Source organism: Levilactobacillus sp., from assembly GCF_022646225.1.
GTDB classification, from domain to species: domain Bacteria; phylum Bacillota; class Bacilli; order Lactobacillales; family Lactobacillaceae; genus Levilactobacillus; species Levilactobacillus suantsaiihabitans.
On the sequence record NZ_JALCJA010000007.1, the window covers coordinates 63,094 to 76,375 of the forward strand.

At 52.8% G+C, this 13,282-nt stretch carries 13 protein-coding genes, 1 pseudogene and 1 CRISPR repeat array; of the genes and pseudogenes, 1 reads left to right on the forward strand and 13 read right to left on the reverse strand.

What is annotated here, in order from left to right; genetic code table 11:
* Window positions 1–697 precede the first annotated feature (697 nt).
* The gene (locus tag LKH74_RS11380) at window positions 698–1,117 is read left to right on the forward strand and encodes a MerR family transcriptional regulator (protein ID WP_287708475.1); all 420 of its coding nucleotides are present in this window, start codon (window positions 698–700) and stop codon (window positions 1,115–1,117) included.
* 90 nt (window positions 1,118–1,207) lie between these two features.
* On the opposite strand, the gene LKH74_RS11385 is transcribed toward LKH74_RS11380, so the two are convergent.
* From LKH74_RS11385 to cas1e, 13 genes and pseudogenes are all read right to left on the reverse strand, one after another.
* Window positions 1,208–1,525, reverse strand: coding sequence for a hypothetical protein (locus LKH74_RS11385; RefSeq protein ID WP_287708474.1), 318 nt, complete (start codon window positions 1,523–1,525; stop codon window positions 1,208–1,210).
* Between the two features lie 190 nt (window positions 1,526–1,715).
* Window positions 1,716–2,273 carry an NADPH-dependent FMN reductase gene (locus LKH74_RS11390; RefSeq protein WP_287708473.1) on the reverse strand — a complete coding sequence of 186 codons (558 nt, stop codon included), beginning with the start codon at window positions 2,271–2,273 and terminating at the stop codon, window positions 1,716–1,718.
* Window positions 2,270–2,545, reverse strand: a pseudogene (locus LKH74_RS11395) (FAD-binding protein); the annotation flags it as partial. The pseudogene LKH74_RS11395 and the gene LKH74_RS11390, both read right to left, overlap by 4 nt.
* A gap of 200 nt (window positions 2,546–2,745) precedes the next feature.
* Window positions 2,746–3,030: a hypothetical protein gene (locus tag LKH74_RS11400; protein ID WP_287789060.1), complete on the reverse strand. Its 285-nt coding sequence runs from the start codon at window positions 3,028–3,030 to the stop codon at window positions 2,746–2,748.
* A gap of 274 nt (window positions 3,031–3,304) precedes the next feature.
* Window positions 3,305–3,658 (reverse strand): DUF3899 domain-containing protein, encoded by a 354-nt coding sequence (locus LKH74_RS11405; protein ID WP_135368855.1) that lies wholly within the window; start codon window positions 3,656–3,658, stop codon window positions 3,305–3,307.
* An 89-nt stretch (window positions 3,659–3,747) separates the two neighbouring features.
* Window positions 3,748–4,728, reverse strand: coding sequence for a ribose-phosphate diphosphokinase (locus LKH74_RS11410; protein WP_125576272.1), 981 nt, complete (start codon window positions 4,726–4,728; stop codon window positions 3,748–3,750).
* A gap of 83 nt (window positions 4,729–4,811) precedes the next feature.
* On the reverse strand, window positions 4,812–6,191 hold the full coding sequence (glmU, locus tag LKH74_RS11415; RefSeq protein ID WP_287708471.1) for a bifunctional UDP-N-acetylglucosamine diphosphorylase/glucosamine-1-phosphate N-acetyltransferase GlmU: 1,380 nt from the start codon (window positions 6,189–6,191) through the stop codon (window positions 4,812–4,814).
* A 16-nt stretch (window positions 6,192–6,207) separates the two neighbouring features.
* Window positions 6,208–7,044 (reverse strand): pur operon repressor, encoded by an 837-nt coding sequence (gene purR / locus LKH74_RS11420; RefSeq protein WP_287708470.1) that lies wholly within the window; start codon window positions 7,042–7,044, stop codon window positions 6,208–6,210.
* 938 nt (window positions 7,045–7,982) lie between these two features.
* Window positions 7,983–8,780 (reverse strand): metal ABC transporter permease, encoded by a 798-nt coding sequence (locus tag LKH74_RS11425; protein ID WP_287708469.1) that lies wholly within the window; start codon window positions 8,778–8,780, stop codon window positions 7,983–7,985.
* Window positions 8,773–9,474, reverse strand: coding sequence for a metal ABC transporter ATP-binding protein (locus LKH74_RS11430; RefSeq protein WP_135368859.1), 702 nt, complete (start codon window positions 9,472–9,474; stop codon window positions 8,773–8,775). The genes LKH74_RS11425 and LKH74_RS11430 overlap by 8 nt, the downstream gene beginning before the upstream one ends.
* Window positions 9,467–10,393 carry a metal ABC transporter solute-binding protein, Zn/Mn family gene (locus LKH74_RS11435; protein ID WP_287708468.1) on the reverse strand — a complete coding sequence of 309 codons (927 nt, stop codon included), beginning with the start codon at window positions 10,391–10,393 and terminating at the stop codon, window positions 9,467–9,469. Before LKH74_RS11435 ends, LKH74_RS11430 begins: the two co-directional genes overlap by 8 nt.
* A gap of 495 nt (window positions 10,394–10,888) precedes the next feature.
* A CRISPR array of direct repeats spans window positions 10,889–11,405; the repeat unit is 28 nt; unit sequence GGATCACCCCCACACATGTGGGGAACAC.
* A 35-nt stretch (window positions 11,406–11,440) separates the two neighbouring features.
* Window positions 11,441–12,328, reverse strand: coding sequence for a type I-E CRISPR-associated endoribonuclease Cas2e (gene cas2e, locus LKH74_RS11440; protein ID WP_287708467.1), 888 nt, complete (start codon window positions 12,326–12,328; stop codon window positions 11,441–11,443).
* Window positions 12,325–13,281: a type I-E CRISPR-associated endonuclease Cas1e gene (gene cas1e, locus LKH74_RS11445; RefSeq protein WP_287708466.1), complete on the reverse strand. Its 957-nt coding sequence runs from the start codon at window positions 13,279–13,281 to the stop codon at window positions 12,325–12,327. The genes cas2e and cas1e overlap by 4 nt, the downstream gene beginning before the upstream one ends.
* Between the last annotated feature and the right edge of the window lies 1 nt (window position 13,282).

The following is a 13,282-nucleotide window of genomic DNA, read 5'->3' on the forward strand; positions in this document are numbered from 1 at the left end:
CTTTGAGCCGAAGTTCACGTCTCAAAATGGCCTCATGGTCGAAACGTGCGCCAACAGGCAACTGGTTCCGCTTAACACTGCTAGGCAAATAATCCAAGACCGGGATTATCCGCCTAGCACCGTTAATGCTCGCCAGTTAACCGCCTGTTGTCACACTCTTTTCAGCGGCGGAACCCATATTTGACGAACTCTCGGCTACGGTGGTGCGTATCAGTAACAGTCGCTTTACCTCCAGGTAGTAGCTACATTGACGACTAGTCTTTGATTATCACAGTGTTACTGATAGTCGCTACCTTGCCGGAGGCAGCCAGGGTGGAGCCAGCTGTGTCGGCGGTGTTGGCTGAGGTTTTGTCTCAGCCTACAGCGCGGAACGACTTGAGAGACTGGCGATTTTTGCCAGGCTTTCAATCGAGCCGGAAGACCGCCTCTTAGGCTGGAGGCGTTTCCCAGAGCAGGCGGAACCCTGGCTGACGCAGGCGCCTGGCTTCACCAATTTTAGTTTGTCAGAACACCACTGTTACAGTAATCTTTTGACGTTAATTAATCAAACCGTTATCGACTTACCCCCACAGTGGATAAGTCGATTTTTTAATTAACTCACCGAACCTCGGTTAAAAATCACCGCTTAGTCATTTATTTTAACCCTGTGGTTGGCTCCAGTGTTAGGGTAGTGGTGACCAGAGGAGATGGTTGTGATATGAATATTAAGGAGTTTGCAACGCAGGTGGACTGTAGTCCGGATACGCTTCGTTTCTACGAGAAGATGGGGATGCTCGTTCCCAAGCGCACAGCCGGCAACTACCGTGAATACACAGTGACGGACCTGGCGACGTACCGCATCATCCACAGCTTGAAACGGGCGGGCCTGTCGCTAGAAGAAATCGACAAGGTCTTAAAGCTGCGTGACGCCGACGACATCGATGCGACCCACTGTGCCGATATCCTGCGCTTTATCACGGGAAAGCACGCGCAGTTCGTCGACAATCAAAACTTCTACGCAAAACTGACCAAACTCACCGCCAAGATGACCAAAGCACTGACCAAATCAACCTTGTCTCACGGTGAATTAGCCACCATGATCGAACAAATCGGGGAATTGGACGACCAGGTCGTCTAGGTGGCACCGCTATCTGTACAAAAAATATCATTTACCTAAACATCGGGGGTTGCCTAATTGGAGCCCCGATGTTTTTTTGCATCATCCCATTCACATCACTGGCCAGCCACGGGCCACCTTCTCAACCGTTGACCCCCAGCGGTCGCACGACACGTCAACTGGCGGCGAACAGCGCCTGAGATACCGAACCTGGTCTGTGGGCCGTCCGCCAATCCTATCCAACCAGTCAGCCCCAATCACCGGCTGATTGAACAGCGCGATCCGTCCAAAGAACATGCCGACCAGCGACACCATCATCCGACCGTGCGCTGGTGAGATCATGACTACCCCGATGAAAAAGATGAGACCAATCAATTCAGTGATACCTGCAATGGCCGGTGTAACGATTCTCGTTTTCAGCTTTAACATCTGGACGCCTCCCGTCTTATAAATACTGTTATATCAACGTTTATCTTCCATGAGGTAAGTCCAACTATACAGGAAGTCGCCCCCATTTCCTAGCGAAAAAAGCACAATCGTATCGACTAACGAATTGATTGCGCGGTTTAACTACTCAAGCAAAAAAACACCCTCACTAGGAAGATGTCTACGGTATTTTCTATTCAACTGTCATCAGACGATGAGCCTGACCGAATTGCTGGAACGTTTGAAAGCATTGCGTCAAGAAGTCCAGCGTCCGGTCGTCGGTCAACTGACCATTTTGATCGAATTGCTTTTTGGCAAACCCCATCATGAACTGGTTGCCCGACAGCACGTGAGCGTTCAGACCCGGCGAGTTCAAGATTTCACGTAGTTGGGTCTGGGCAAACGAGGTTCCTTGTTGTCCCAACGAAACGCCCACGACCATGACTGGCTTGTCCGTGAAAGGATGCGCCGCGTACGACAGCCATTCCAAGCAGTTCTTCAGACTGGCTGGAATCGAGTGGTCATACTCAGGAGTCGCAATGATGACGCCATCAGCTGCGGCAATCTTGGCCGCCAACGTGGTCACACAAGCCGGCGTCGGTTGCGCCGTCGACTCGTTAAACATCGGTAGGTCCTTGATTTCAGCGACTTCGATGTCGACGTCCGTCGTAAAATGACTGCTCATGAACTGCAACAACAAGCGGTTGTATGAAAAATCGGCGTTGTTACCGACTAATCCAATGATTTTCATGAGGCGGACACCTCTGCTTTTTTTAAGTAATTGGCCAAGGTCTGCCCCGCATTACGGCCGGAGTAGAAGGCATAACCCACGCAGGTCCCTGGCATGTTCGGCCCGTACGTATCCCCGACCAAACCAGAAGAATCGTTGCCGGCCGCGTATAATCCCGGAATCACTTGTCCGGCATCATCGACGACTTCGTTATCCGGCGTCACTTGCAGACCACCCATGGTGCAGAAAGCCCCAGTGTACAACTTAAAGCCGTAGTATGGACCGGCGTTAACGGAACCAGTTGCCTGTTGGCGCACGTTTCGGCCATGAGACACATGATGTGGTTCCAGCTAATTGCCGTCTTTCAACCTTCAGTAAACAACAACGGCCTTCACCACCCAGTTACAATCGGGCAGTGAAGGCCGTTGTCATTTGTTCAAACATCTAATGTGGACTAACACTCAGAATTCGTCTGCGCTCATCCAGCATCAACTCAACAGGTCGCTCCAGTCGGTGCCGTGGTTCCCGCATGACGTTCCGGAACAATCGGCTCGTGTTCCGCGTTTGTCGTGATGCGACTACGTTGACCCACGGGTTCCACGGATTGCCGCTTGCTCTCTAGTGGCGCCGGTCGGGTCGTTTGGCTCGTGACCCGTTCAATTCGTGGGGCGGCCGCCGCGCTAACACGGTCCGTCACCCGTCCCCCACTCACGGCAAGCACCGTTCCACTGATCAACACGACGCCAATCAAAGCACCCAGATTCTTTACTGTCATCATACCGAGCTCCCTTCTCAACTGGATGTGACCACCCAGTCCGTTCACCCTCCACTATAAGCGCTGGGCACATACCGGGATAATCTGCGGTCCGCGGCGACCCCATTTCGTAAAATTGCGGGACCTAACCATTTGATCATGCGTGTATGCAAAAAGGCTGCGCACGTTCTGTACGTAGCCTCAAAGTTATGTTTTGTACAAAAACCTAAAAGACGGAAACCGGGTGCTTGCAACTTCATAGTGAAAACTTCCGGGCGACCATTTACCGATAGCCATCTTAAATCGTGAACACCACGCCCAAGATGATGTAGCAAATCCCGCTGACCAAACCGAAGCGCGCAAAGGTGTTCACCACGATTGGTGAATTCTTCACGCTAGCCACGTGCTTGACCGGGACTTTTTCACCGGGCAACGGGTCGACCTTGTCCTTGCGGTGCCACAGATGCCGCCAGCCCGTGAACAGGTGGCCCTTCAACAGGACGCAAATGGCGCCAAACACGATCAGCGCCAGCCCCACCATGAACAATAAGTTGCCAATCGTCATAAATGACTGACCGACTATTTTCATCACTAATGCAACCAGCAGGCCCGCCGCTACGGTACCTGTCGCTGCGCGTTTCCAGTTTTTCATTTGCTTCAATCCCTTGCTTTAATCTGCAGGCCTTTAAAAAAAGAGCCGAGGACAACTTGCCCCCAGACTCTTTTTAAAGTCTATTTGTTTTATTGTTCGTGACTCCGGAAACGGTTCTTGAACAATGGGCTGACTGGCCGGTTTTCGTTGATCCGCTTGATGGCTTGTCCAATCAGGGGACCGACAGAAATTTGTTCGATCTTGTCGATTTGCTTGTCGGCCGTCAATTGAATGGAATCCGTCACGACTAATTTCTTAATCGGTGAATTCTTGATCCGTTCAATGGCGGGGCCGGACAAGACGGGGTGGGTACAACTAGCGTAAACTTCCTTGGCACCCGCGTCCATTAAGGCTTGAGAGCCCAAGGTAATCGTGCCGGCCGTATCGATCATATCATCGATCATGATGCACCGCTTGCCCTTGACATCCCCGATGATGTTCATGATTTCCGCCACATTGGCCTTAGGCCGCCGCTTGTCGATGATGGCAATCGGGGCCTTCAAGAATTCGGCTAGAGCCCGTGCCCGCGTCACCCCACCGTGGTCCGGTGAAACGACAACGGCATCTTCTGCCAAGCCACTGTTGATGAAGTAGTCCGCTAACAGCGGGGCGCCCATCAAGTGGTCGACTGGCACGTCAAAGAATCCTTGAATCTGTGCCGCGTGCAGGTCTAAAGCTAGAACCCGGGTCACGCCAGCGGTTTGGAGCATGTTGGCAACTAACTTGGCCGTAATTGGTTCGCGGGAACGCGCCTTACGATCTTGGCGTGCGTAGCCGTAGTACGGAATGACCACGTTGATGGTGGCCGCACTGGCCCGTCGTAACGCATCAATCATGATCAGCAGTTCCATCAAATTGTCGTTGACCGGGGCCGACGTCGATTGAATCACGTAGACGTGGCTGCCCCGCACACTTTGTTCGATGTTAATCCGAATTTCGCCGTCACTGAACCGGTCCACCGAAGTTTTCCCTAATTCGACACCAACTTCGTTAGCAATCTTTTCTGCCAACGGTTTGTTGGAGTTCAACGCAAAAATCTTTAATTTAGGGTCAAAATATTGCGTAGCCATAATTTCCTCCAATAGCGTATAGTCTGTCTGAATTTCCTACAACAATTTTATGCTATCGCGCTAGGAAACACAAGGCCTTCACCTTAATCTTCGCCACGATATGGCAGTTTCTGATAATAATTGGGCTTGTTGGTCTGCCGTGCCCGGGCAATGGCCATGTCGTATTGCGCCACGCCATCGGTGATCGTCGAGCCCGCCGCGATAAAGCTGTGGTCGGCCACTTCGAGTGGGGCCACTAAGTTAGAGTTCGAGCCGATAAAGGCATCGTCACCCACCGTGGTCTCGTGCTTGTACTTGCCGTCATAGTTGACGAAGACGACCCCACACCCCACGTTGATGTGCTTGCCCAGCTTGGCGTTGCCGACGTAGGTCAAATGACCCACCTTGGTGCCCTCACCGATTGTGGCCTTCTTGACCTCGACAAAGTTGCCCAGGTGCACTTTCGGTCCAATATGTGATTCTGGCCGCAAGTGGCTGTTAGGGCCAATGTTAGAGCCGCTTGCCATGTCGGAGTCTTCTAGAAGTGAAGACGTCACGGTTACGTGGTCGGCTAACTTGGCATTGCGCAATTCGGAATGCGCCCCGATGTAGCAGTCCTCACCGATGACCGTATCGCCCTTTAACAGCACGCCCGGTTCGATGATAGTATCGGCACCGATCTTGACGCCGGCATCGATGTAGGTCGTGGCTGGATCGATCAAGGTCACACCGTCACGCATGTGTTGTTCGTTGATGCGGTTACGCATAATCTTAGTCGCCGCGGACAAGGCCACGCGGTCGTTGACACCCATGGATTCGTCGAAGTCGGCCATTTGGTAAGCCGCCACGATGTCGCCTTGGTGCTTCAAGATTTCGATGACGTCGGTCAGGTAATATTCCCCCTGCGCGTTGTCATTGGACGTTTCGTGAAGGGCCTTGAACAACTTTTGGTTGTCGAACACGTACACCCCGGTGTTGATTTCATGAATCTCTTGTTCTTCGGAGCTGGCATCCTTTTGTTCCACGATTTTTTCCACGATTCCAATATTGTTGCGGACGATGCGGCCGTAGCCGGTAGGATCCGGCGCAATCGAGGTCAAAATGGTGGCCGCCGCGTGCTTGGCTTCGTGGTAGGCGAAGAGGTCTTCAAACGTTTCCGCGCGGAACAACGGCGTGTCGCCGCTGACGATCAGCGTGGTCCCCGCTTCGTCTTTCAACATCGGTTCCGTTTGGAGCACGGCATGGCCGGTCCCCAATTGCTTGGCTTGCAGGGCGTATTGCGTCCGGTCACCCAGCGTGGCTTCGACGTCATCGGCGCCATAACCCACGACCGTCACGATCTTGTCCATATGCGTCTGTTCAACTTGGGTCAACACGTGGTCGACCATGGCCTTGCCACAGACTTGATGCAACACTTTGTAGAGCTTTGATTTCATCCGGGTGCCCTTACCGGCAGCGAGGATAATGGTATTTCTAGTCGTCATGCTAACTGTCTCCTAGCTATTTTAATTGAGAATCGTCGCCAAAGATCTGGGTCAAATAGTTCCCCGGTGACACGCGAATCTGTTCATCGGCGGTCTGAATCTTCAACAGTGACGTGTACTTGCTAACGGTCCGTTGGCCGGCAAAATCGCCTTCGGCAAACACCGCAACGCCCGCCAATTGGGAATCGAATTCATCGACTAAGGAACGCAGACCACCCACGGTCCCGCCGCCCTTCATGTAATCATCGACGATCAAGACCCGGGAATTGGGTTTGACGCTTCGTTTGGACAGCGCCATGCGTTCGATACGCTTGGTCGAGCCGGACACGTAGTTGACACTGACGGTTGAGCCTTCCGTAATCTGCGAATCATGCCGCACGATGACAAACGGCACGCCGAGGTAGTTGGCCACACTTTGCGCCAACGGAATCCCCTTGGTGGCCACAGTCAGCACGACATCCACGTTTTGATTTAAGTACTGCGTGGCTAAGATCCGCCCAATTTGCCGCAAAGCGGAGGGCCGCCCCAAGATATCGGACATGTATACGTAGCCACCGGGCAAATACCGGTCGGCTTCGGACAGTTCGGTGATCATGTCATCCACAAATTGTTCCGCTTCTTCGCGCAAAATGTAGGGGATGAACCGCGCACCACCAGCAGCGCCAGGGACCGTCTCTAACAGACCCGTGCCCCGCGTCTGGAAGGTGCGTTTTAAAATCGTCAGGTCTTCACTGATCGAAGACTTTGCTGATTCATAACGCGCCGCAAAAAAGGTTAATGAAACCAATTGATGCGGCCGTTCCAATAAATACCGGGTCATATCAACCAACCGGTCACTTCTTCTGACTTTCAACTTCTTCACCTCAACGATTTCTTTAGAGTTAATTGTAAGCCCAATTTTAGCATAAATGTTCGGGTTTTTCGTTACATTTTCGTGAGAATTCCCAAAACTTGTTTAAACTTAAGAAATTACGGGCCAAATTCCCGGGTTTTTGACGAATTTGTTGGTAATTGGTCTCTCCCAGGTTATTCGTCCCAGTCCCTAGGATACAACACTCGCGCTCACTTTGCGGACTTCACGCTTTGGCTTCACCGGTTGTTACTGGCAACATTGCGTATGCTGGCCGCCTACCGTCGCACCCAATATGAGCCGGTTCGCTGTGGGCGGACGCTCCGAGCCTGAGAAGCGGTCTCGAAACTCGCTTTGAGCCGAAGCCCACGTCTCAAAGACGCCAGTTGTCTAAGCGGCATGAATCGCGCCGCTAAGGCAACTCCCACGGCTGAGCTCATATTGGGTACAACTCTCGGCTACGGTGGTGGGCACCAGGCGACGCCCCACTTAATCGTAGACGGCAGCTCACTTAACGACTAGCTCCCAACTAACATTAAAGTTCTGAGGGGCAACGAGCTAATGTTACTTTCAACCAGTTAGTTAAAGCATTTAAAAACAGGCCGCTTCCTCATAAATTGAGGAAATCGACCTGTTCATTCGAGTGATTAAAATTGTTGGCCAGTGCGGTGACCACGCGGCTACGATTGAGGCGCATTCTTGGTTTCAAAACGACGGACCGTTTGGGAGAACGGTCACTATCTCGCCGGAGGCAGGCAGGGGTGGAGCCAGCTGTGTCGACGGTGTTGGCTGAGGTTTTGTCTCAGCCTACAGCGTGGGGCGACTTGAGAGACTCGCGGGTTTAGCGAGGCTTTCAAGCGAACCGGAAGCCCGTTTCCCAGGCTGGAGGTGTCCCCCATAGCAGGCGGAACCTCTGCCTGACGCAGGCAGCTGGTTTCACCCTACTCCGCCGTCTGGAGCTTTTGCCAGCCCAAGGCCAGGAAGTAAAAGACCGCTTCGATGGCCGCGATGAAGAAGGAGACCGGGTAGTTGGTGACGTAACTTAACGTTAACCCAGCCCAGACGCCGATCAGGGCGAGGCCGACCGCCAGCGTCATCATGCCACCGACCGTGTGGGCGAAGTATTTGGCCGTCGCTGCTGGTAGGGTCAACAGGATGAAGATCAACAGTGACCCCACGATTTGCGCCGCGACACTCACGCTTAGAGCTACCAGGACCAAAAACGTGATGGACAGCGTGTTGGTCCACAGTCCCTTAACCCGCGCACCGGTGTGGTCAAACGAGTCAAATTTCAAGAATCGATAGATCACGAACACGACCAGCAGAACTAGCACGGACAACCACAACATTTGCCGAACGTCGCTGGCGCTAATGCCGATGACACTTCCGAACAGGATGCTGGTGGCGTAGCTGGCATTTTTGTTGGCCAACGACAAGAACAAGATGCCCAGCCCGATGAACAGCGCGGAAATGGCACTGGTGGCCGCTTCCCGGCGTTCACTGCGCGCACTCAGCTGGCCGACGATGACCGAGCTGACGACCGTAAACAGCAGCATCCCATTCAACGGGGCCCAGCCGGCAAAGACACCAAAGGCCGCTCCAGAGAAGCCGATTTCGGATAACGTGTGCGTTAAAAAGGACATGTTGCGGGCAATCACGAAGACGCCCATGATGCCACAGATGATGGCAATGATGGTGCCGGCCGCGAAGGCGTTGCGCATAAATTCATAACTAAACATTCTTCTCGCCCTCCCAGACCTTGGCTTGGGTCAACCCGCTGATGGGGCCCTGTTCGACTCCGTCCGGCGTTAACATCAGATATTGTGAACTGTACTTGCGGGCCATCGGGATATCGTGGGTCACGAAAAGCACCGTCAAATGCAGCCGCTGATTCAATTCGATGACCAAATCGAGCAACTCCGTCTTGGTGACCGGGTCCAAGCTGGCCGTCGACTCGTCTAAAATCAAGAGATTGGGCGATTCCACTAACGCCTGGGCCAAGTAAGCCTTCTGGCGCTCCCCACCGGAAGCCTGGCCAATCGGCCGTTTCGCCAACTTGGTCAGGCCGGTTTCTGCTAAAATGTGGTCGATTTCCGCGTGCTCCTTGCGCGACAACCACGGCCATTTCCAGCCGGTCAAATTCAAGCCGACAAAGTCCTTGATGGTCAACGGGTAGTCGCTGTCGATGTTGCGAAATTGCGGCACGTAGCCAATCTTGACGCTATTGGCATTGGGCAAATAGGTCACTTTACCCGTGGTCGGTCGCAACTGATGCAAGATAGCACGCATCAGCGTGGTCTTCCCCACCCCATTTTTCCCGACGATGCTCCAAAACTCGCCCTGACGAATTGTCAGATTGAGGTCGGCAAAGACCGGATGATTGGGAAAGGTCACGCCCAAATTTTCAAGTTTTAAAATTGCTGGTTCACTCATGGCTGTCCTCCTGAATCCGCTGGACCTGGCGATACTGTGCAAGCATCCAGGCCCGGTACGTTTGATGCGTCGGCATGGTCTCGGTCACCTTGACCACCGGCACGTGGTATTGGCGCGCCAGATTGACCATGGCGGTGACGTTTTTGCTGGAGTTCTGTGTGTTCTCCACAAAAAAGGCGATCTCGTGGCGCTTGATCTGCTTCTGCAGCTGGGTAATATCGGCTGGCGTCGGGTCGCTGTCCTCTTCAATAGATTGGGCAAAATGCCCGTCGCTGATGCGATAGCCCATCGCCGTGAGTGCCAGGTCAAAGACCGGTTCACTCACCGCGACCTTCTGACCGTTGGCGTGGCGCTTGATTTGTCGCGCCGTTTGGGCCAGAACCGTCAATTGCTGCTCGTAGGCCGCGCCCCGGCGTTTAAACTCAGCGGCGTGCCGCGGTTCGATGCGGCTAAACTGCTGCACCAGCCGCCGCGTGACCTGGGTCATCACGGTGGGGTCCGACCACAAATGTGGATTGTCCCCGGTGGTCTTGCCCATCAGCTTGCCAATCGTCAACGTCTTGGTGCCGGAGCCTTCATTGGCCGCGACAACGCGGTCCATCCAGCTATCGTAGCCCAGCCCGTTTTCCACCACCACGTTGGCCTTGGCGACTAACTTAGCGGTCTTCACGTCCGGCTCATAACTCTCGGCATCAATGCTGGGACTGTTGATAATCGTTTGTACGTTACCGCGATCGCCTAAAATCGCTTGCGCCGCTTCTCCATAGAAGCCCAATGTGGCGACCACGTTGATCTTGCCGGACTGCTGCGGTTGCGTCGCGGGTTGGCAGCCAGCCAGCGTCAAAAGCGCGACGAATACGGCAACCACCGCCAACCAGCGCGTTTGCCGCCACCAATTTTGTCTTTGCAAGTCCGTCATCCCCATTCAAAATTTTTTACAACTATTCTTTGCACCTTAAATATGTAAACAGTAATGATTACCGTTTAGTAGTTTACCAGAAAATGAAAACTTGTCAACAAACTTTCGCGGTTGGCGGGGGAATCTTTGCACAAATGTAAAGGAAATGCTGGGGAGATGCGTCCAGAGCATTAACACCCCACCGACAGAGCCATAAAAAAAGGCACTGGAAAAAACTCCAGTGCCCTATTGGTCGAATTTTAGGTTAACAAGATCATTTTGCTCCTCGCTGGAAGCGATTAAAAGGTAAATCTTTGCGTTTAAAATGGACTCTCAAGATCCGTCGTTGGGTTCCGTGCTCAGTGCGGCCTCTCTGGACGCGTCAACTGTAGCAATTCAACGGATTAGGACTGATTTTACAGTATAGATCACTGAAAGTCAATCAAAACTTATTAATTCGCGAAAAAGCCAAGCCTTTTATCCTGCATGTCCACCATACTCATAACAATGGCGCTAGGATCACCCCCACACATGTGGGGAACACCACTTTTCTCATGCTCCGTCAATTCATCAAAAGGGATTACCCCCACACATGTGGGGAATACGTGTCCACCAGCGGGTTGTCGACGCCACCCTTGGGATCACCCCCACACATGTGGGGAATACGCACGCGAGGCCCGCCTGGTACGACATCCGCTGGGATCACCCCCACACATGTGGGGAACACCTTGTGGGGTATAAGTCTGCTGATATGTGGTACGGGATCACCCCCACACATGTGGGGAACACGGCTCCGCTGAGTACTTCTGGCGAGATGGCACAGGATCACCCCCACACATGTGGGGAACACATATTGTGCTGGAACCCGTAAAGTTTTGCCTCGGGATCACCCCCACACATGTGGGGAACACTCGACCTTGACCCAGCTTACAAGCCCGTCGTTGGGATCACCCCCACACATGTGGGGAACACTGGCGAAAATGCTTTCCACGGAAATCGCTGAAGGGATCACCCCCACACATGTGGGGAACACACTAAAGAAACGCCGTCACACCGGGATTCTATTTTTCAAAAAAGCTGTTTTTCCTTTAACTTGCTCGCCAGGCTAAAAGTTGCTTGAGCATCTGACAAGGCATGGTGCGGACTGGTATTTTCAATGCCATAATCAGCTAGAACGGTTTCCAGCCGATAGTTATCCAGAAATTTGTTTGACTTCTTGACCAGTGGCATCAAATCAATGAATCGATTTGACAGGCTGGGCTGCCCAACTTGTTTAAAAGCGGCCCGTAAAAAGCCCTCATCAAAACGTAGGTTATAGCCGATAATGGGCATGTCTCCGACAAATGCTTGCAAAGTTCGCAATCCATCCGTCAGACTAACCCCTTTCTCATTCAGCTGCTCACTGGTAATTCCCGTCAATGCCGTTATACCAGCAGGAATCTCTTGAGCCCCTTTAAGCAATTGATACGACTGTACCATTTGCCCATCTGGCCCTCGTTTGACAGCGCCAATCGAAAGAATCGCATCCTTGACCGCATCCAACCCAGTAGTCTCAATATCAAGACTGACTGCCGTGAGCTTTTTCGTCGATGGGTGCGACTTTCCACCAGCGTTGCGCATCATCACCTTGGCACGATGGAATTTGGCGGCATCACTAAAGCCATGCTTCACACCACCTGTTGCTTCCTTCAGGTGCATCATCAGCGGAATACCATCGAAGTCAACAACTTGTCGGTCTTGACGCGTCGTCCTGAATTGATACCCCAATTCATTCTGAGCATTATAGACCATGGTGGCCTCACCTCGACCGATATTTTCCATAATGCGATCCCACAAGGCATCTCGTACCCGGGCGCTCACATTGCCGACGTAAACCCCCGTTTGAATTTCTTGATACCACTTGGTTAGATCACCTTTTAACGATTTCGGAACTTTGGTTAATGTCACCACAATCATCGGCGTTCCACTTCCTGAAGCTCATGATACTGCACGCCAAACTTCTGCAGTCCCAGTCGGTCGTCCCACAGGCTGACCATATCAACTTCCGCGTCATCTTCTGAAATCCCCAAGAGACTCTTCAAATCCTTCACCATCCGGACCACCAACTTACTTTGGACAAAAACATCGCGCATGGCCAGGCGTACCTTTGCGCCGATATCCGCATCATCGCCGTATTCCTTAGTCACGCTGAACGCGACTGGTATCGAAAATTCTGCCTTATAGAGGTCTGCAAAATCATAGACGAATGAGAGGTCATGACCCGTATGGACAAAGCCCAACCCCGCTGAGGCACCCAAAGCCGAAATCACGCTATAGCTCAAGCCATAAAGCGCCTGATGTGCCGCAGTTAGCGCCTTATTAATTGGCGTACCCGCTTCGAAGTTATCCGGATTGTACTCGCGTCGTGACCAGGCAACCCCGGTTCTTTCAGACTGGTCGAGGTACACTTGGCGCACACGAGCGCCTTCCTTTCCCCGCAACTGTTGCATCGTTAGCTGAGAAACATCTTCGTCCGGAAAGCGCATCTGATACATTGCCCGCGCAACTTTCACGCGTGATCGCTGGTTCGACACCAACCTGGCCTGGGCGACTAGTAGCGTTGAAGCATGGTTGAGGGGACGGCCATACGCGTACTGCCGCACGCCATATTCACCAACCCAGACAACACCCAGTCCCGACTCGCCGATCAGTTCCATCGCCCGGTGGGTCACATCCACACCCGGTCCCAGCATCAGTACACTCAACATCGCTGCCGGAACGTTCACGATGCCGTGCTCATCCAAAACCTGAATTGCACTGTCCTGCCGGTTTAATTTGGCATGTTCTAAATACAAAAAGGTGATTCGATCCCGCACGCGTCCCAATTCATAGCGTTCCGGCTTCTTAGCCCCCACCTGCTTTTTTACCATG

Bases quoted from the DNA above. Each gene is read 5' to 3' on its own strand.
- LKH74_RS11405 (WP_135368855.1), bottom strand. From the start codon at position 3,658: ATGAAAAACTGGAAACGCGCAGCGACAGGTACCGTAGCGGCGGGCCTG.
- LKH74_RS11430 (WP_135368859.1), bottom strand. From the start codon at position 9,474: ATGAGTGAACCAGCAATTTTAAAACTTGAAAATTTGGGCGTGACCTTT.
- glmU (WP_287708471.1), bottom strand. From the start codon at position 6,191: ATGACGACTAGAAATACCATTATCCTCGCTGCCGGTAAGGGCACCCGG.
- LKH74_RS11400 (WP_287789060.1), bottom strand. From the start codon at position 3,030: ATGATGACAGTAAAGAATCTGGGTGCTTTGATTGGCGTCGTGTTGATC.
- LKH74_RS11385 (WP_287708474.1), bottom strand. From the start codon at position 1,525: ATGTTAAAGCTGAAAACGAGAATCGTTACACCGGCCATTGCAGGTATC.
- cas1e (WP_287708466.1), bottom strand. From the start codon at position 13,281: ATGGTAAAAAAGCAGGTGGGGGCTAAGAAGCCGGAACGCTATGAATTG.
- LKH74_RS11435 (WP_287708468.1), bottom strand. From the start codon at position 10,393: ATGACGGACTTGCAAAGACAAAATTGGTGGCGGCAAACGCGCTGGTTG.
- LKH74_RS11425 (WP_287708469.1), bottom strand. From the start codon at position 8,780: ATGTTTAGTTATGAATTTATGCGCAACGCCTTCGCGGCCGGCACCATC.
- cas2e (WP_287708467.1), bottom strand. From the start codon at position 12,328: ATGATTGTGGTGACATTAACCAAAGTTCCGAAATCGTTAAAAGGTGAT.
- LKH74_RS11410 (WP_125576272.1), bottom strand. From the start codon at position 4,728: ATGGCTACGCAATATTTTGACCCTAAATTAAAGATTTTTGCGTTGAAC.
- LKH74_RS11380 (WP_287708475.1), top strand. From the start codon at position 698: ATGAATATTAAGGAGTTTGCAACGCAGGTGGACTGTAGTCCGGATACG.
- LKH74_RS11390 (WP_287708473.1), bottom strand. From the start codon at position 2,273: ATGAAAATCATTGGATTAGTCGGTAACAACGCCGATTTTTCATACAAC.